Below are 17,861 nucleotides of genomic sequence, written 5' to 3'. Positions count from 1 at the left end.
TCGACGCTGTTGCGATGTCATTAACTTTTGACAAATTTACAATACAACGATGATGAAGTCAAGCCAATTTTCAGGGCGCTTGCTGCTTAGTATTTTAGCTTGTGCGATTTGGCCTGAGTACTGCAGAACCAAAGGCAATCAGCACAGCAGCGAATAAAAGCAGGATAAGAAGCGGAAGCAAGATGTCACTAAAGCTGCCCCCGCCGCCTAAACGATCAATTGCTGTAAGCGCCCATTTTTGCGGAAAGAAATTAGCAAGCTTTTGCATAAAATCAGGAAGCATGGAAAGAGGAAAGAAACAACCGCTGATCATGCAGGACGGAGCGATGATAATGTTGTTGATTTGAGACAGCTGCGTGCTATTGCGCACTAGACCCGCTACCGCCGAAGCAAGGCCAACAATCGCAAGCAAGAAGAATTCCAATACGAGCAGCATCCATCCGAACGAAATACCAGGTGAATAGTCAAATACGAAATAAGTTAAGCTTAGAACAATGACAAGCTGAATCGTGCCCACAAGCATGCTGCCCAAAAAATTTCCAAAAGCAATATCAAGCGAGCGAAGCGGCGCTGTGTACATCCTTGCCATCGTGCGCTGCTCTCGATCTTCCATAATGAAACCGATAGACTGGCTGACAAGCAGCATAACAAACATAAGGATGAGACCGATCATTGTTGGATTGGATACAATTTTGCCAAGCTCCATTTCCGTATTAGCAAGGACAGCTTTAGGTGAGGCTTGCGCTTCCAGCAAAGCGGTCAGCTTAGATAAATCCACTGGAGATTCAGGGTCAGTCCCTCTTACAAGAGCGGCAGAGGAAAACAGCTTCTGAGCTTCTGTCTGAAGTGTAGCTTCAAGCGAAGCGTTCCAAAGCTGCGTATTCATTTGGTAAAGCTGAGCTGTCGACGAATCTCCCTCCATCATTTTTGCTGAGAAATCCGCAGGAATATAGATGGCAGCATCCGCTTTGCCCTCTATTACATGATCCTTTAACTGCTGTTCATTCATCGCCGGCTCCGATTGGATCTCATACAATGGCTCTTTCTGTAATGATGATGCCAAATATTCGCCTAATATTCCTGAGTCAGCATTATTCACGATAATAATAGCCTTATCTCTATTCGTACTAGCGAACAATCCTGCCATTATAGATAAAATGATCGCTGGGACAAGAACATTCATAATCAATCCGCGACGGGAACCCATGGTGCGTCGTACGAGATGTGCAGCAATTTGCAAACTAGGCATGCTTTCTCACCACCTTTGGCAGTCTAATGACTGCGATTATTGTTATGCCTAAAGCGATTGCTCCAAGAATACCGATTGCATTCCAAATCATTGCTGAAGCTTCACCGTTCATGATGGCACGAAGCGTTTCATTAGCCCAATGATTGAGCGTCCACTTATCGAGACCTCCTACCATCTTCTCAATGCCTGTAATCATTCCGCCGCTAATAAAGGTCATGCTGAATACAATGATGCTGAACAGCGTTTGTGTCGTTTTTTTGGATCGTACGAAGGATGAGATCGTAATAGCAAGTGCAGCCCCAGCAGCAGTCGTAAGCAGACAAGTCAGCGCAATAGCTCCAAAGTTATTTCCCCAATCAACGCCATATACAAATGATGTAAATGCGATAATTACTGCCGCTTGCAGCGCTGCAAGCATGACTCCTCCTAAAATAATGCCAAACACAATGGCTCTAAATGAGCCTGGAATTGCGTACATACGCTGCAAAGTTCCCGCTTCCCTCTGATTGAGCAGCGCGATCGTCGCCGTCATGCCGCCATAGAGCAAAAACATAATTAAGTAGGCCACAGAATAGTATTGCATCGCTGATTCTTTGCCAAAGGCTTGATTATCTCCTGAGCTCAAATTTTTCGTCTCAATGTGTGATTGTCCTGCTGGCGCTTGACTTTGAGCAGCACCCGCACTTAGCTCTGGTCCAAGGATTTGCAAAGCTGCGGCTTGCAAATTTACAGCAGCCATATATTTATTGATAAAAGCAGAAGCAGCAATATTTTTTTCTTCATAGCGCCCTTCAAACGTTGACCAATTCGCCGTTTCCCCTGCGCTTAGCTCACTGGAGAAGTTTTTCGGAATCGATACGCCATAATCAGCAATACCCTCGCGTATCCAGTCCTTTAACTCCTTCTCTGACTTTGCATCTAGAACCTTCACATATGGTTTTATTGCTTCATTGCTCCAGAAAGCATCAATGCTAGCTCGCATTTCCCCCTGATCCGCATTATATAGGGCAATTTTAGCCGGCTTTATTTCTGTGTCAAATGCGCTGCCAAGCAGCAAAATCAACAATAAGGGCAAACCGATCAAAATAATAAGAACGGAACGCATCCGTGTATATTTTATAAGCTCATAATAAGCAGCTGTCCACCATGCTGGCATCACCATCATCTCCTATTCGTCACGTAATGTGCGTCCGGTCATTTGCAGGAATAGCGATTCAAGGTTCGGCTCTTCCCGCGTCAGCTTGCGAATATTAATGCCATGCTTCTGAAGGATAAACAATAAATCCTGTAATATAGACAGAGATTCCTTCACCGTCACTTCAAGCGTCAAGCTATTATCTCGTTCTGCAAGCTGAAGCACGCCTGGATGCTCAGCCATCTCTTTCATTGCCGGCGCCGATTTTTTATCAATGACAAAAATCAGCTTCTCTTCCTGGCCAACCTGACGTTTTAATTCATCCTTCGTCCCGCATGCAATAAGCTTGCCTTCATCGAGAATGCCGATTCTCGTGCAAATCGCTTCTACTTCCTCCATGTAATGGCTGGTGTAAATGACAGTAGAGCCTAACTTATTTAATTCCCTTACGGACTCCAAGATATGGTTGCGTGACTGAGGGTCGATTCCAACCGTTGGCTCATCCATAATGATCAGCTTTGGACGGTGCATGATGGCGCAAGCAATGTTCAGTCTCCGCTTCATTCCACCTGAGAATGTGCTAGGTTTATCCTTCGCTTTGTCCAGCAACCCTACGAATTGCAGCGCCTCATCAACACGATCGCTAAGCAGCGAACCTCTGAGACCGTAAAGCTTTGCAAAAAAAGTAACATTTTCGCGAGCGGTCAACGTCTCATAAATAGCCAGCTCCTGCGGCACTAAACCAATTCGTTTCTTTACTTCAAGCGGATGCTTGCGAATTGAAAAACCTTCGACCAAAATATCTCCGCCGCTTGGCTTCAGCAAACCAGCCAACATATGAATCGTTGTACTTTTTCCCGCTCCATTTGGACCAAGTAAACCAAAAATTTCACCCTGATCAATATTGAAGCTAAGATGATTAACCGTTATCGTTGTGTCGTATTTTTTGACAACCTCGCGAAATGTAACTAGATTCATATTTATTCATCCTTTCAGTTCGTTTCTGATAAACCAATTGTACGTCATGAAAGGCAATGAAACAGGTCTAAAAAGTCATCTTATGAAGGTGACTAAAGTCATCTCTTTGTAAAATGGCTTCTATCCGCATGAAGGTTGGATGAAAAGCGATTTCAGTCTCGTTCGCTCATTAAACAATGTGCTATAATAAATCAAATTCAGCTGCAGGAGCTGCTCGGATATGAAGAAACAATTGAATCAAATTCGTTCCTTGTTAGTAGCGATTCCTTCTATTATTAGTATCGTGCATGTCGAAGCAGGTTTATATGCTCATTACACCGCCTCTGTACTCCTTGCTCTGCTCCTAACGAAAGCTGGCTCCATGTATCCTAAATATCGAATTCTATTGCTGGTGCTGGAGTTAATCGCTTTTTCATGGTTTTCCTATTCGTACGGCGGTGTACTGTTTCTATTGCTTTTCTCCACCCTTATTGCCTCATTTCAACAAAGACCGACTCGCATGGTCAGCACAGCTTGGACCATCGCTGGCTTAGCTGCTTTATTGACAGGTATGTATGGCAGAGAACCCGAAATCATTTTTGCTGTAGCGGTACTATGGATAACTACTGCAGCCGTCCTCTATGCTTCCAACGAGTTTGAGGACAAACATCATCAAATAGAAGATTTATACGGAGCACTGGCTGCCAGCCATGCAGAGCTTGACTCAGCCAGGCGCAGAATGCAGGATTACGCTTTGCAGGTTGAGTATCAAGCCCAGATTGAAGAGCGAAACCGCATCGCCAAAGATATTCATGATGATTTGGGGCACCGCCTTATTCGCGTCAAAATGATGTCCGAAGCGGCTTTGCATTTATTCGATGCAGATAACGCAAGAGCTCGCAGCACGGTTGAGCAAATGCGTGATCAGCTGCAGGACAGCATGGAGCTAATGCGCAGAACGGTACGAAGACTTGCATCAGATGCGGAAAAGGACGTTAGGCAATATGCCCTCGACCGTCTGGTTGAAGAATCCGCTTCTGCTCTAGGCATATCCGTAAGCTTCCATGTAACGGGCCATCCCAGACCGCTTTACCCCAGCATCGAGCTCATTTTATTCAAAAATGCCCAAGAAGCGATTACGAATGCTGTTCGGCATGGAAAAGCGACGTCGGTTGCGGTTACTTTAAATTTTTTAACTGCGTACGTAGCGCTGACCGTATCCAATAACGGCAGCTTGCCCGACGAGCCTATCGAAGCTGGTCTTGGCATGAAGGGGATGCGAGAGCGGATTGCCTTAATTGGGGGCCAAATGGACTGGCAGAAGGCCGATCAGTTCTCAATAACGACAACACTTCCGCTGCTTGGCGGTTAACGACGATTCTGCTCTTTTTAGAAATGGAGAGATTTGAGCAAATGATTGAAGTGCTGATAGTGGATGATGATCCTTTTATTCGAGAGAGCATGAACGTTATTTTAGGATTGGATAACGAATTGCATGTCGCTGGCGTTTGTGCAAATGGTCTGGAGGCCGAACAATTTGCCCGCCAACATCCCGTCGATGTCGTGCTAATGGATATTCGAATGCCGCTCTGCGATGGTGTGGAAGGAACGAAGCTGCTTCGCGCACTTGATCCCTCACCTGCCGTGCTTATTTTGACGACATTTGATGATGACGAGTACATCGCGCAAGCCATCCGAAACGGAGCCAACGGCTATTTGCTCAAAAATGTACCGCCAAGCCGTATTATAAGCGGCATAAAAACTGTTCATGAAGGTTCCGTGCTGATCCATCCCGACATCGCCCGTAAATTGGCTGGGATGCTGGAGACGCCACGAGCCGATTCAGCCAAATCAGTAATGATTTCAGGTCTTACGCAAGCTGAGGTTCAAATTGTTCGGCTGATTGCGGACGGTCAATCCAATAAGGAAATTGCCGCTACCCTTTTCTTAAGCGAAGGAACAATTAAAAATTATATTACTGAAATACTTAATAAACTCGAGCTTCGAGACCGAACGCAAATCGCCATTTTTTATTTGAAATTATTGCACCAATAATTGTTTGATTGAAGGAGATTAATTTAATGACAACACAGATTACTTCTACCCCGCTTGTTGGCTTTACACAAGCCGATTTCGATGTTTTTGCGCTTCAAGGGCTTGAGGAGCGTATGGCTGCTATTCAAAATCAGATTCAGCCGAAATTCCGAGCGATCGGCGAGCAGCTCAGCGTCGATGCAGCTGTTCACGCCGGTAATGAAATGTACTTGCATGTTGCAAGGCATGCACGTCGTAAAGTGAATCCACCAAAGGATACTTGGCTCGCCATTTGCGCTAGCAAACGCGGCTACAAGGCACATCCGCATTTTCAGCTTGGATTGTTTGATGATCATCTATTTATGTGGTTTGCTCTCATTTACGAGGTTCCGCATAAATCCAATATCGCAACGGCCTTTCTGAACCAAATTGATGAGGTCATTGCAAATGTACCTAAGGATTTTGTACTTTCACTTGATCATATGAAAAAAGAGTCCACCGCTGTCAGTACGATGTCAAAACAAGATTGGAACGATGCGCTCGTTCGTTTCCGTGATGTTCAGAAAGCTGAACTGCTTATCGGCCGTCATGTGCAAGCGAGCGATCCGATTCTCAAAGACGGCGATGCACTGCTTGAGCTTACTTCCTCCACCTATAAAACGCTAATGCCGTTATATCATATGGCTAATGTATAAGAATGGATTTAATATCTATTCAAAAAAAAGGCAGTACCTTTAGGTCCATTCTGACCTAAAAGTACTGCCTTTTATCGTTTAGTTACACTTGCTGTGATGCAGCCGCTTCCGCATGTGCGGAGGAAGCCATATTGCGACGTTGCTTGCGTGAAGTACGGAAAAATAACAGCTCATAGACACAAGGAACGATAATTAACGTGAGCAGCGTAGCCGCAACTAGCCCGCCAATAACGACGATCGCTAAACTTTGGGAGACGATGCTGCCCGATTCATGCGAACCGAATACGAGTGGCAGCATCGCGGACACTGTCGCCACCGCAGTCATTACGATTGGACGCATCCGTGTCGTAGCCGCTTCAATCAACGCTTCACGAATCGGCATCGTCAGCTCATTTTGCTTCACACGATCAATTAATACGATAGCATTCGTGACGACAATTCCGATTAGCATCAGCGCTCCGAACATGGCTGTGAAATCTGGCGTTACGCCTGATACGAGCAAGCCTGTTACTGCACCGATTGCTGCAAGCGGCAAGGAGATCATAATCGCCAGCGGAGCACGAAGCGTCTTGAACGTCAACACCATGATCAGATAAACAATACCGATGGAGATAAGCGCTGTTAAGCCCAAATCTGCAAAGTCGCTCGATTGGTCAGCCGACGCTCCGCCTACTGCAAGGCTGACGCCATCAGGAAGCTTGAGATCCTTTGTTGCTTTTGATATTTCATCGCCGACGACCGATAGTTCTTTTGGTTCGGCGCTCGCTGTGACACGGATATACGCTTTTCCTTCTTTATGATAGTACAAGGAAGACTCCTCGGTACGAACCAACTCCGCTACCTTCGACATCGGTGTTGGACCAGACTCTGTCATTACAGTTAATTTCTCTAGTTCTGCCTTTGAATCTGGGTTTACTACAGGCAGCATAATAACCGGAATTTCACTGCCTTCTTGCTGGATCGAACCTATCGGCAATGGATTAAGCATGCTTTGCAGCTGCATGGCTACCTCTTGGCCATTGGCAAGGGTAGGATCAACATGGAAGGAATAAACCGACTTTTTCTCCTCTTGATTACTCTCAACCTTGAGCACACCGTCGATAGGTTTAATCGCTGCGATCAACTGGTCTGCGGTTGTAGAGAGCTGCTCCAAGTTTTCACCAGAGACATCGATGTAAATTTGCGATGATCCGCCGCCCATAATTAGATCGGCCGCATCAACCGTCAAGGTTGCGTCCTTATAATTATCCTTCTGAGTCTTGATATTATCCATTAAGAGCTCTGCGTCAACGCCTTCCTTCAAATCTACCATATAAGTAATGAGCGTTGGCGAAGTCACCGAGCCATACTTAGCCGCATCTGCACTATTGCCAAGCATCATCATGACCCATTCAATATCTGGATTTGCAGTTAGATAGGATTCGAATTTCTTCCCTGCTTCGAGTACTTGATCCGCCGGCGTATCGCTCGGATATTGCAGTGCTACATTTAAATTCCCCGCGCTCGAGGAATCAAGCGCTCCTTTTGGCATGAACATATATGCGCCGATCGATCCCGCAAACAGCAATACCGCAATGATTAAAGGCACTAATTTATGAGCAAGATTCCAACGAATGAATGAAGCGAATTTTGGAGAACCAGCATGCTCCTTCTCCTTTGTGCCGCGAAGCAATATTGCACTTAAAAGAGGTACAACTGTCAGCGCTACAAGTAGAGAAGCGAGCAATGAGTAAGCGACTGTCAGCGCGAATGGCAGAAGAAATGCTTGCAATGAACCGCGCAGAAGGCCCATTGGCAAAAATACTGCGACTGTAACGAGCGTTGACGAGGTAATAGCCGAAGCCACTTCCTTCGTTGCATCCGTAATTAGCTTAATAGAGAAGGACTCCTTTTGCAGCCTTCTATAAATATTTTCAATAACGACGATACTATCATCGACCAGCCTTCCAACCGCGACGGCTACGCCTCCAAGTGTAATAATGTTAAGTGATACACCAGAGAGCTGGAGCAGATACAGCGTTATGCCAAGCGACAACGGAATCGAAACAATCGTCACGAGCGTTGCTTTAAAGTTGCGCATGAACAATAAAATGACGATGGTTGCGAACAATGCACCAAGCAAAACCTCTCGCAGCATACTATTAACAGAAGATACGACCGAATCAGATGTGCTCAAAATGATGGAAGCATCGATTCCTTCCACATCTGCATTTAAACGATCAATCGTTTCTTTGATTGCTTTGCCTACATTCACAGCATTCGCATCAGCAGATTTAGAGACCGTGAACATAATCGCATCTTTGCCGTTCATACGGCTTATGCTTTCTTGGTCTTTGGCGAGCTCAACCGCTGCAACATCCCCAAGCTTCACACCTGCTGCAACAGGAAGCTTGCGCAGTGTTTCCACATCAGATACTTGATCGTACACGTTAATATTGCCATCTGCGCCATCCAACGTGCGTTCCCCGAGTGAAACCGACGCTCCCCTGCCTTGAAGCACGCCCATTAACGCTTGTACCGAAATTCCTGCCTGTGCAAGCTTCTCCGTATCTGGTACGACATGAACCGATGGCGACGATTTGCCGCTAATGCTAACCTCGCCCGCACCCTCGGTCTTTTTAAGCTCCGCCGTTACTTCTTTCAGCTTTGCGTCTTTTTGCTGCTCAGATAATCCTTCATCAAAGGTCAACGTCACCCATGAGATTGGAATCATTGAAGTATTCAATTGCAAGACGAAAGGCTTCATTACATTTGCCGGAAGCTGTACCTGAGCGACCAATTGCTCGACTTCCGTCTTCGCTTCCTTCATATTCGTCTTCGAATTGAAATTCAAGCTGATTTGAGCATAACCATCACCTGATGTAGAGAACATATCCGTTTTTCCTTTAACAAGCGTTACAGCTTCTTCCAAAGGATTTGTGACCATCTGCTCCATCGTCTTCGCGTCATTCCCCGGCCCTATTGCCGTGACCATGACCTGTGGATTATCTGCAGCAGGCAGAAACTCCATCGGCAGCCTCAAATAGCTGATTACCCCCATCACTAAAGCCATAATGACGATCAGTATAATAGCCGCCTTATTTCGGAACGACCATTCCGTCAATTTACTCATTTGTTTCCGACTCCTTCTCCGATTACGGATTTCTTTTTTTGTCTTTTCTAATCATAGAGGGAAAGTATGATTACCAAAAACGTCCAGAGAAGGTTATTGGTTCTCGGCTTTAGTCTTGATTCATCTACGACCAGAGACTGAGGATGTGGACAGTCTGAAATAAAAATGAGTAAGTACTCACTTTTATTTTAGGCATTCTCTGTATATAATTGGGTGGAGCGATTACTCATTTGAGAAAGTGGAGTGTGATCGAAGATGACTAACAGTCCAGCAATATTAGCTGAAACAACCTTCGCCGTAGAACTGCAAGACATTAACCGTTCATTTGGGGATCGTACCGTTCTTGATGGCATTACACTTTCTATTCCGCGAGGTGAACTATTTGGTTTATTAGGCCCATCGGGCTCGGGGAAAACGACGCTAATCAAGGTCATGACTGGAATAGACAGGGCAAATGCCGGAACGGTCCGAATGCTTGGCGAGCCCATGCCGCAATTGAAAATGCTGCAAGCCTTTGGATATATGGCTCAATCAGACGCTTTGTATAGTGAATTGACTGGCAAGCAAAACTTAGCGTTTTTTGGGGCAATGTTTGGATTAAAGGGAGCCATACTGCAAGATCGGATTCAAACGGTCTCCAAGCTTGTTGCGCTAACCGATCATCTTCATAAGCAAACGGTTGCTTATTCTGGCGGTATGAAACGCCGTCTTTCGCTCGCAATTGCGCTATTGCATGAGCCTGAGCTTCTCGTACTCGATGAACCAACCGTTGGCATTGATCCTGTTTTACGCCAGTCGATTTGGAAAGAGCTATCTGCACTGAGCAAACAAGGCGTGACCATTATTATAACAACTCATGTCATGGATGAGGCCGAGAAATGTGATCGGTTAGGGCTCATACGAAGCGGTAAACTTACAGCCATCGATACGCCTGAAGCATTGAAGCAGCAAGCAGGCTGCGCCACACTCGAAGAGGCGTTCATTGCGCTTGGTCAAAGCAAAGGAGCTAAACTATGAGAATACGTGCGCTCGCCATTCGAATTATTAATCAATTTTTGCGTGATAAACGAACCCTTGCCTTGTTATTTCTTGCTCCCCTGCTCATTTTAACTTTAATGAAATTAGTTTTTGATGGGCAAGCTGTCTCTCCAGCAATCGGAATGGTTAATGTGCCTGCAGCTTTAACAGAAAAGTTTGAGCAGCTTGATGCTGAAATCACACTTTATGATGAAAGTGCTGCTGCTCAAGCTGCTTTACAAGACGGCAAGCTCGACGCGATATTGGAAGCAACCGGCGGCATGCCTAAACTAACGCTTGAGGGCAGCGATCCCTCCATCAATCGAGCGGTAATATTGCTTATTCAAAGCGTGATGCAACAAGGCTTAGATAAATCCGCCCCAGCTATATCATACTTGCACGGCGGTCCTGACATGGCTCCATTCGACTCCTTTGGGCCTGTCTTAATAGGCTTCTTCTCGTTTTTCTTTGTTTTCTTACTTGCAGGTGTCTCCTTCCTGCGCGAGCGAACGAGCGGTACTTTGGAGCGCTTATTAGCTACGCCAATTAGGAGAAGCGAAATCGTAGTCGGTTATTTAGCCGGTTTCGGTATTTTCACCCTGATTCAAGCCTGCTTGATCGCCTGGTATTCCGTTCAAGTTCTTGGGATGTATATGGAGGGCAGCATTTTATATATGCTGATCATTAATTTATTATTATCATTAACAGCGTTAACACTAGGAACACTGTTGTCTTCTTTTGCAAGCAGTGAATTTCAGATCATACAGTTCATTCCTATTGTCATCGTGCCGCAAGCCTTCTTCTCCGGGTTGTTTAACCTTGATGCCATGAACCCCTGGCTGCAAAAGCTAAGTTACCTAATGCCTCTTTACTATGGCGCAGATGCTATGCAGGGAATAATGATACGCGGCGAGCGCTGGAGTGATTTTCAGGTAAATGTATATGTGTTGGCGGGATTTTCCTTATTGTTTGCAGTATTGAATGTGCTGGCTCTAAAGAAGCACCGCCGTATGTAGACAATAGAACAACTGGTATAATCAAAGGAATGGGTTAACGCGAAGGAGTGTCTTGCATGTCAGAACCAGTCGATCAATGGCTGCAAAAGCTATTGCAACTAGATAACGAAGAAGAAAAAATGACGGAAAAACAATTGAAAATCGTGCAGGCTGCCTCCGAAATCTTTGCTGAAAAGGGCTTTGCCGCCTCTTCTACAAGTGAAATCGCCCAGCGAGCCGGTGTGGCAGAAGGAACTATTTTTCGTCATTATAAAACCAAAAAGGATTTGCTTTTCTCGATTGTTGCGCCTGTTATGGCAAAGTTAATCGCTCCTTTTGTACTTCGCGATTTCTATAAGGTTCTCGAGAGCCGCTTTGACACATTAGATCTTATGCTGCGCGCAATTATAGAAAATCGCATTGCATTTGTTGAGCGTCATGTTCAGGTGTTGAAAATTTTTGTTCAAGAGATTCCTTTTCATCCCGAACTGCTGGACCAATTCCAGAAGTTCATCCTCTCAAAAGTGGTACAAAAATTCAGTATTAGTATTACGCAATTTCAGCAGCAAGGCGTAATCGTTAATTCGGCCCCATTAACTGTCATTCGATTAATCGCCTCGTCCTTAATCGGTTATGTCCTTAGCCGTACGTTCATCGGAAAAACAGATGGCATTCACTGGGATGATGAGTTAGAGAAAGAGGCGACAATTACTTTTATTATAAAAGGGCTTGCCCCTTAAGCTCCAAAAGAAAACAAGCCGGTCGCCCATCGCAAGATGAGGAACCGGCTTGTTTTCTTTTTATTTTGCAGCGTTAACTTCTGTTTCCGAGGCGCTAGTTTTATCCATTTGACGGAAACGAAACAAAAGCAGCAGTGCAGCTAGACATAGTATGCCGCCGAGCAAGTATGGCAGTCCCATTTCTATCGTGAAGAAAAATGAACCGAGCAGCGGGCCGGCAATACGCCCCAAGCTGTCCATCGAAGAGCTTAGACCGGATGCTACCCCTTTGCCAACAGTCGTCTTCTGAGTGATGAGCGAGGTGACACATGGCCTAATTAAGGCATTGCCGATTCCGAATACAGCAAGTGACAACGTAGCCCACCATAGGGAATGTGCGCCTAGAAGCATAAAAAACCCAAGTGCCGAGATGACAAGTCCGATCGCAATATATTTCGGCTCCTCGCCAGTCTTAATTCTCCGTCGCACAACTCCGCCTTGAACGAGTGCTCCCACAAAGCCGCAAACAAAAAATAAGATTCCGACCTGAAATGGAGTCACATCAAAACGCCGCATGCCAAAAAACTGCAGGGTCGCTTCCATTCCAGCGAGAGTGAATGTTACAAAAAAGGCTAACACATACAAATATTTAAGCGGTCCTGTAAATGCAGCCCAGCGTGATACACGCTTCTCTGATTGGCTGTTCCGCTGCTCAGGTGATAGTGATTCCTTGAGCTTTGATGCAGCCAAGATGAACGTTAACAATGCTAACGCTGATGCTGCATAAAATGGCGTTTCCAGTGAGATCACGCTTAACAAACCGCCAACGCCAGGTCCGATCGTAAAGCCGAGACCGATGGACATCCCAACGAGCCCCATCCCCTTCGTTCTTTCCTCAGGCGATGTAATATCAGCGACATACGCTACAATAACGGAAGCAACCGCCCCCGAGAACAAGCCCCCTAGCACCCTTGAGAGGTACATGAGCGTTAAGTTTCCTGACGATAAACCAAATAACAAGAAACTTGCGGCAAAGCCAATAATCCCTATTAAAATAATCGGCCGTCTGCCGATACGGTCGGACAAGCTTCCCCAAAATGGTGATAAGAAAAAGGAAACTGCAGAATACACAGCAAGCATCCAACCTGTATGGAGTTCCGCTTTGCTCGGATCTGCGGCTTGAATAATTTCTGGCATAACCGGGATGATAATGCCGAACCCTATAAATGTTGTCATTAAAGTAGCCATTACAATTAGCATTCGTTTATCTTTCATAATACAACCCCTCCACCAACCTATGTTACCATATCCATTTATCACACATGTATGAACAATTGAAGAACAAATTGAAAATGATGCTCCTATCTCAAAAATGAAGCTTGCATTCCCCCCTGTATTTGCTATACTCAACTTTGTTTGTAAACTTTAAAGAAAGGCAGGGATGAAAGCGATGGATCACAATAAAACCCCGCTCTTCACCGCGCTTCGTAAGCATGCGGAGCAGGATCCCGTTCAGTTTCATATTCCCGGACATAAAAAGGGACTAGGCAGCGATTCCGAATTTCGCGAATTTATCGGCGATAACGCGTTGTCGATCGATTTAATCAATATAGCACCGCTTGATGACCTGCATCAGCCAACCGGCGTTATTGAGGAAGCGCAGAAGCTAGCTGCTGACGCTTTCGGAGCAGACTATACTTATTTCTCTGTACAAGGAACAAGCGGCGCAATTATGACGATGATTTTGACCGTATGTGCCCCGGGGGACAAAATCATCGTGCCTCGTAATGTTCACAAATCCATTATGGCCGCTATTATTTTTGCAGGTGCCAGACCAGTTTTCATCTCGCCAGCCCGTGACAATAACCTAGGTATTGATCATGGCATAACGACCCGCTCCGTCCGTAAAGCGCTTGAGCGCCACCCGGATGCAAAGGCCGTGCTTGTCATCAACCCTACCTATTTCGGTATTTGCGCCAATCTTAAGGAGATCGTTGATCTCGTTCATAGCTTTGATATCCCTGTACTCGTGGATGAAGCACATGGCGTACTCATTCATTTCCATGAGAAGCTGCCAATGTCAGCGATGCAAGCAGGCGCGGATATGGCTGCGACAAGTGTTCATAAGCTCGGCGGTTCTATGACGCAAAGCTCGGTTCTTAATGTTCGCAAAGGAAGAGTTAACCCGCACCGTATTCAAACCGTTATCAGCATGCTTACCACAACGTCGACTTCGTATATTTTGTTAGGCTCGCTTGATACGTCTAGACGAAACCTTGCTTTGAACGGACATGCAATCGCTGAGCGCGCGATTGAGCTTGCTCAATCCGCACGCAAACAAATCAATGAAATCCCAGGTCTATATTGCTTCGGAGAAGAAATTCTCGGCGATGAGGCTACTTATGATTTCGATCCAACTAAAGTTTCCGTTCATGTTCGCCACCTTGGCATCACAGGATATGAAACGGAGAACTGGCTGCGCGACAACTATAATGTGGAAATTGAAATGAGCGATATGTATAACATTCTTTGCTTAGTTACGCCTGGAGATACCTCTGATTCCATTTCTAAATTGTTAACTGCCCTGCGTGGATTGTCTGAACATTTCCATGAAGGCGCTGAAGCACGTGAATTAGTGGTCAAAATTCCAGATATTCCACAGCTGTCCTTAACGCCTCGTGATGCTTTTTACGGTGAGACAGAAGTTCTTCCGTTCAAAGAATCAGCTGGTCGAATCATTGCTGAATTCATTTATGTATACCCGCCAGGCATCCCGATTCTGCTGCCAGGCGAAGTCATTACCCAAAAAAATATCGATTATATCGTGGATCATGTCCAAGTCGGATTGCCTGTCAAGGGACCGGAAGATCGCAGCATCGAGTTCGTTAAAGTAATCGTTGAAGAAACAGCCATTTCATAATAAATAATAAAACCGATCTACAGGAATCCTATAGAAATCCTAAGGTCGGTTTTTTTCTAATTATTTTTACGGAATACCACTTATTGTCAACCTATTTCGAGCATGCTATGATGTTGGCAGAGGTGAGATGCGATGAGTCAAAGCGCTTATATCAAATTTGTGCAAGGATCATCCGTGGAGAAACTGACGCTGCAAGAAATTAAGAACGAGCTTATAGGTTACCGGAAGCAAACAAGCCTTACCGGCTCGCAATTGGATTGGGACTATGCCGAAGCGGCATTTCCTTATACGATCGAATCGAAGGATGATGATCGTTGGTTTTATTTAAAGGGTATTAACCACCTTTATAAACATATCATCTTTGGACCCGGCGAAACGGCAAGCGCAGCAGGCCAAAACGTCCCTTGCGTTCAAGTCGTGTTACCAGAGGAAGCTACGCACGGAGACAAATCGAAAGCAAATGAACTATGCAAATATATAGCTAAGCAGTTGAAGGCAGAGCTGACAATGTTTAATGGAAGAACAATTTATTTTAATCCACGCAAATAAGATTAATAAAAAAAAACGATCCGCAAGCGAAACTCGCAGATCGTTTTTTTAGTACTTGATCGTTTAAAGCTTAAGAGAACTAGTTCTCTTCGCTTTCCGTACGAGCAATTTCTTCATAAATCGCTGTTACGCGATCCCATTCCGCATCATCTTCGATGCCAACTAGGAAGGACTCATCGTTTTCTTCTTCAATACGGAAGATAACGCCGTCTGCTTCTGGATCGTTGCGATCCAGCAATACAGCGTAAACTTGGCTTTCGGATTCAAACGTATAAACCATGACCATTTCACGTTCCTGGCCCTCGTCGTCAGTCACGATAAAGACATGCTCTTCATGCTCGTGGTCTTCACCACAGCCGCAATCATCGCCATGCTGATGTTCGCTCATGTTATTACCCCATTTCAATAATGTTTACAGACTATCGTATATTAACATGACCCTCTATCAACGGTCAAACGAAGACGCCCCTATGAAGAAAAGGAGCGCCTTTGGTAGACCATTTGATTACTACAAAGAAGAAATTAGTTTTTCTGAAACAACAGTCCACTCATCTGAGCCCTTAAGCTTAAGGTAAAAACGAATCGGATATTTCCCGCTAGATTCGAATTTATATGAGATATCTTCTGTAGCGAACCAGAAATTATCTTTTGATGTTTTGACACTTTCCGTTTGAATCACTTTCTCTTTACCATTCGGATCGAAAATGGAAACCTTGACGGCTACTATATCCGTCATCAAATTATCGATCTGGGCAAACACTTTAAACTTCGCTTGATAGCCTTTTGCTACGTTTCCGAATACCGCATTATTTTGGAACAGAAACATATGCACGTTAGGCTTATAAACGGTCGCTTTTTTCGTTTGATTGTCCCATTCCACAATGGCCTGCATAGATGTGGCTAATTGACGAAGCGGCAAATAAGTTTTGCCATCGGTCATTATTCCACCGTCATCCTGATCATCTCCGTTAATGAGAACGCGAACCTTTTGTATAGCCGAGTCTGCGAACATCATCGATCCACCCCAAAGAGATAGCAGCAGAAGCAGAATAACGATTTTTCTGATTTTCATAGTTGTAAGCCCTCCATCCGATAGCCTGGATGAAAGGTTATACTCGTCAACCCGAGCAAAGTTGCGCGATTTATGAAACATTTTTAATCCCATACTACAACTTAACCATTATTGTCAAATGCTGTTGAAACCTGCGCTTGCCTGGGAAATATTAAAGTGGAAATAATAATTACCCATACGTTCTTGTTAAAATGCAAGGAACACCTTTGCCGACTGTACCAGGATTTTTCATTCTTGCAAGGTATGTCATCCCTCTTGTACACGGTGTTTTACATACTGCACAGGTATCCGAAAGTACAAGTTTATAATTATACTGTTTCCGATCGCTTGCCGGCTGTTTCTTCTTTACAACTTTGCCTTTTCCTTTGCTCATCACTTGTTCGCCTCCACTGTACGTATCGCTTTAGCATTGTATGTAGACACGGGCGAATGTGCATCTTTATTTGTCAGATATATTTTAAATTTGGTACATTAAACAATATAGAAAGCTGAGGAGGTGTGATTCATGAAAATAAAAATGATTGGGACAGGCAGTGCCTTTGCCAAAAAATACGATAATAATAACGCTATTATTGAAGTGAATGGCTTCCGATTGCTCGTAGACTGCGGAATCACTTTACCGAAGGCTTTACATCAACAAGGACTTGCCTTCTCTGACCTGGATGCTGTTCTCATCAGTCACATTCATGGGGACCATGTAGGTGGATTAGAAGAATACGCTTTTCAAATGATGTTTAAATATAATCGAAAACCTGTCCTATACATAGCAGAGTCGTTAGTTGAACCGCTCTGGGAGCAAACGCTTCGCGGAGGTTTAACGCAAGATCCTTTAACCAAGCTTGAGGATTTTTTCGAGGTCCATCCGATTCAGCCAAATAACGAATTTGAGATTCATCCTGGATTGACTGTTAAGCTGTTGCAAACGAAGCATATTCCTAATAAGCCAAGCTATTCCTTTATTTTTAACAACAGCTTCTTCTACTCTGCCGACATGCGATTTGATCCAGAACTGCTTCAGCAATTAGTTGATGATGGCGTAACGACTATTTACCATGATTGCCAGCTTGAAGCGCCAGCTGTTGTTCACGCAAGCCTGAAGGAGCTTCTAAGCCTCCCTGAATCTATTCAAAGTAAAATATGGCTTATGCATTACGGGGACACCATAGAGCAATATGAAGGTCTAACCGGCCATATGCGAATCGTTAGGCAGCATGAAAGCTATGAGATCAACTAAATACAAAAAAGGCGCCGACATCTAAGTGGTCAAGACCCCTATTTGTAGACATTGCAAAAAACACCTAGGCAGAAAGCTGACGTCTGTAAGCAACAGGCGTCAGTTTTTTTAGTTTTCTCTGCGGTCGCTCGTTATTATAGAAATGCAAATATTCTTCAATTCTCCTTTGTGCC

Annotated in this window: 18 protein-coding genes; 9 read left to right on the top strand and 9 right to left on the bottom strand. The window is 44.8% G+C overall.

The window, feature by feature from the left end; translation table 11 throughout:
- Nucleotides 1–94: 94 nt before the first annotated feature.
- From AC1DOV_RS13825 to AC1DOV_RS13815, 3 genes are read right to left on the bottom strand one after another with little or no spacing between them, the layout of a single operon-like run.
- Entirely contained in the window at nucleotides 95–1,249 is a 1,155-nt protein-coding gene (locus AC1DOV_RS13825; RefSeq protein ID WP_477550243.1) for an ABC transporter permease, read from the bottom strand.
- The gene (locus tag AC1DOV_RS13820; RefSeq protein WP_441886016.1) at nucleotides 1,242–2,405 is read right to left on the bottom strand and encodes an ABC transporter permease; all 1,164 of its coding nucleotides are present in this window, start codon (nucleotides 2,403–2,405) and stop codon (nucleotides 1,242–1,244) included. Before AC1DOV_RS13820 ends, AC1DOV_RS13825 begins: the two co-directional genes overlap by 8 nt.
- A gap of 12 nt (nucleotides 2,406–2,417) precedes the next feature.
- Entirely contained in the window at nucleotides 2,418–3,362 is a 945-nt protein-coding gene (locus tag AC1DOV_RS13815; RefSeq protein WP_477550242.1) for an ABC transporter ATP-binding protein, read from the bottom strand.
- A 220-nt stretch (nucleotides 3,363–3,582) separates the two neighbouring features.
- On the opposite strand from AC1DOV_RS13815, the gene AC1DOV_RS13810 reads away from it, so the two are divergent.
- From AC1DOV_RS13810 to AC1DOV_RS13800, 3 genes are read left to right on the top strand one after another with little or no spacing between them, the layout of a single operon-like run.
- On the top strand, nucleotides 3,583–4,713 hold the full coding sequence (locus AC1DOV_RS13810) for a sensor histidine kinase (protein ID WP_477550241.1): 1,131 nt from the start codon (nucleotides 3,583–3,585) through the stop codon (nucleotides 4,711–4,713).
- Nucleotides 4,714–4,754: 41 nt separating this feature from the next.
- On the top strand, nucleotides 4,755–5,396 hold the full coding sequence (locus AC1DOV_RS13805) for a response regulator transcription factor (protein ID WP_477550240.1): 642 nt from the start codon (nucleotides 4,755–4,757) through the stop codon (nucleotides 5,394–5,396).
- A gap of 26 nt (nucleotides 5,397–5,422) precedes the next feature.
- Nucleotides 5,423–6,070: a DUF1054 domain-containing protein gene (locus AC1DOV_RS13800; RefSeq protein WP_477510128.1), complete on the top strand. Its 648-nt coding sequence runs from the start codon at nucleotides 5,423–5,425 to the stop codon at nucleotides 6,068–6,070.
- Nucleotides 6,071–6,152: 82 nt separating this feature from the next.
- On the opposite strand, the gene AC1DOV_RS13795 is transcribed toward AC1DOV_RS13800, so the two are convergent.
- A complete protein-coding gene (locus AC1DOV_RS13795) occupies nucleotides 6,153–9,182 on the bottom strand; it encodes an efflux RND transporter permease subunit (RefSeq protein ID WP_477550239.1) in 3,030 nt (1,009 codons plus the stop codon).
- A gap of 255 nt (nucleotides 9,183–9,437) precedes the next feature.
- Here AC1DOV_RS13795 and AC1DOV_RS13790 point away from each other — a divergent pair, with 255 nt between their 5' ends.
- Genes AC1DOV_RS13790 through AC1DOV_RS13780 form a run of 3 tightly spaced genes read left to right on the top strand, consistent with a single transcriptional unit; the run spans nucleotide 9,438 to nucleotide 11,934 of the window.
- On the top strand, nucleotides 9,438–10,199 hold the full coding sequence (locus AC1DOV_RS13790) for an ABC transporter ATP-binding protein (protein ID WP_477550238.1): 762 nt from the start codon (nucleotides 9,438–9,440) through the stop codon (nucleotides 10,197–10,199).
- Nucleotides 10,196–11,215 carry an ABC transporter permease gene (locus tag AC1DOV_RS13785; protein WP_477550237.1) on the top strand — a complete coding sequence of 340 codons (1,020 nt, stop codon included), beginning with the start codon at nucleotides 10,196–10,198 and terminating at the stop codon, nucleotides 11,213–11,215. Before AC1DOV_RS13790 ends, AC1DOV_RS13785 begins: the two co-directional genes overlap by 4 nt.
- 56 nt (nucleotides 11,216–11,271) lie before the next feature.
- A complete protein-coding gene (locus AC1DOV_RS13780) occupies nucleotides 11,272–11,934 on the top strand; it encodes a TetR/AcrR family transcriptional regulator (protein WP_477550236.1) in 663 nt (220 codons plus the stop codon).
- Nucleotides 11,935–11,994: 60 nt separating this feature from the next.
- Here the strand turns inward: AC1DOV_RS13780 and AC1DOV_RS13775 are convergent, their stop codons facing one another.
- Complete coding sequence (locus tag AC1DOV_RS13775; protein ID WP_477550235.1) at nucleotides 11,995–13,188, bottom strand: MFS transporter; 1,194 nt, start codon at nucleotides 13,186–13,188, stop codon at nucleotides 11,995–11,997.
- 175 nt (nucleotides 13,189–13,363) lie between these two features.
- Here AC1DOV_RS13775 and AC1DOV_RS13770 point away from each other — a divergent pair, with 175 nt between their 5' ends.
- Both AC1DOV_RS13770 and AC1DOV_RS13765 read left to right on the top strand, forming a co-directional pair.
- On the top strand, nucleotides 13,364–14,833 hold the full coding sequence (locus tag AC1DOV_RS13770) for an aminotransferase class I/II-fold pyridoxal phosphate-dependent enzyme (RefSeq protein ID WP_477550234.1): 1,470 nt from the start codon (nucleotides 13,364–13,366) through the stop codon (nucleotides 14,831–14,833).
- A 132-nt stretch (nucleotides 14,834–14,965) separates the two neighbouring features.
- A complete protein-coding gene (locus AC1DOV_RS13765; RefSeq protein WP_477550233.1) occupies nucleotides 14,966–15,382 on the top strand; it encodes a DUF1885 family protein in 417 nt (138 codons plus the stop codon).
- 79 nt (nucleotides 15,383–15,461) lie between these two features.
- Here the strand turns inward: AC1DOV_RS13765 and AC1DOV_RS13760 are convergent, their stop codons facing one another.
- The 3 genes from AC1DOV_RS13760 to AC1DOV_RS13750 form a co-directional block, all read right to left on the bottom strand.
- On the bottom strand, nucleotides 15,462–15,770 hold the full coding sequence (locus AC1DOV_RS13760; RefSeq protein WP_076268207.1) for a DUF1292 domain-containing protein: 309 nt from the start codon (nucleotides 15,768–15,770) through the stop codon (nucleotides 15,462–15,464).
- 120 nt (nucleotides 15,771–15,890) lie between these two features.
- Complete coding sequence (locus AC1DOV_RS13755) at nucleotides 15,891–16,454, bottom strand: stalk domain-containing protein (protein WP_076268206.1); 564 nt, start codon at nucleotides 16,452–16,454, stop codon at nucleotides 15,891–15,893.
- Nucleotides 16,455–16,623: 169 nt separating this feature from the next.
- A complete protein-coding gene (locus AC1DOV_RS13750; RefSeq protein ID WP_477550232.1) occupies nucleotides 16,624–16,827 on the bottom strand; it encodes a hypothetical protein in 204 nt (67 codons plus the stop codon).
- A 132-nt stretch (nucleotides 16,828–16,959) separates the two neighbouring features.
- Here AC1DOV_RS13750 and AC1DOV_RS13745 point away from each other — a divergent pair, with 132 nt between their 5' ends.
- Entirely contained in the window at nucleotides 16,960–17,688 is a 729-nt protein-coding gene (locus AC1DOV_RS13745; protein WP_477550231.1) for an MBL fold metallo-hydrolase, read from the top strand.
- A gap of 64 nt (nucleotides 17,689–17,752) precedes the next feature.
- On the opposite strand, the gene AC1DOV_RS13740 is transcribed toward AC1DOV_RS13745, so the two are convergent.
- Nucleotides 17,753–17,848: an IS3 family transposase gene (locus tag AC1DOV_RS13740; RefSeq protein ID WP_441878496.1), complete on the bottom strand. Its 96-nt coding sequence runs from the start codon at nucleotides 17,846–17,848 to the stop codon at nucleotides 17,753–17,755.
- Between the last annotated feature and the right edge of the window lie 13 nt (nucleotides 17,849–17,861).

The organism is Paenibacillus sp. 01T47, from assembly GCF_056398245.1.
The sequence above is the reverse complement of the archived record's forward strand: the minus strand, read 5'-3'. Positions and strand labels throughout refer to the sequence as shown.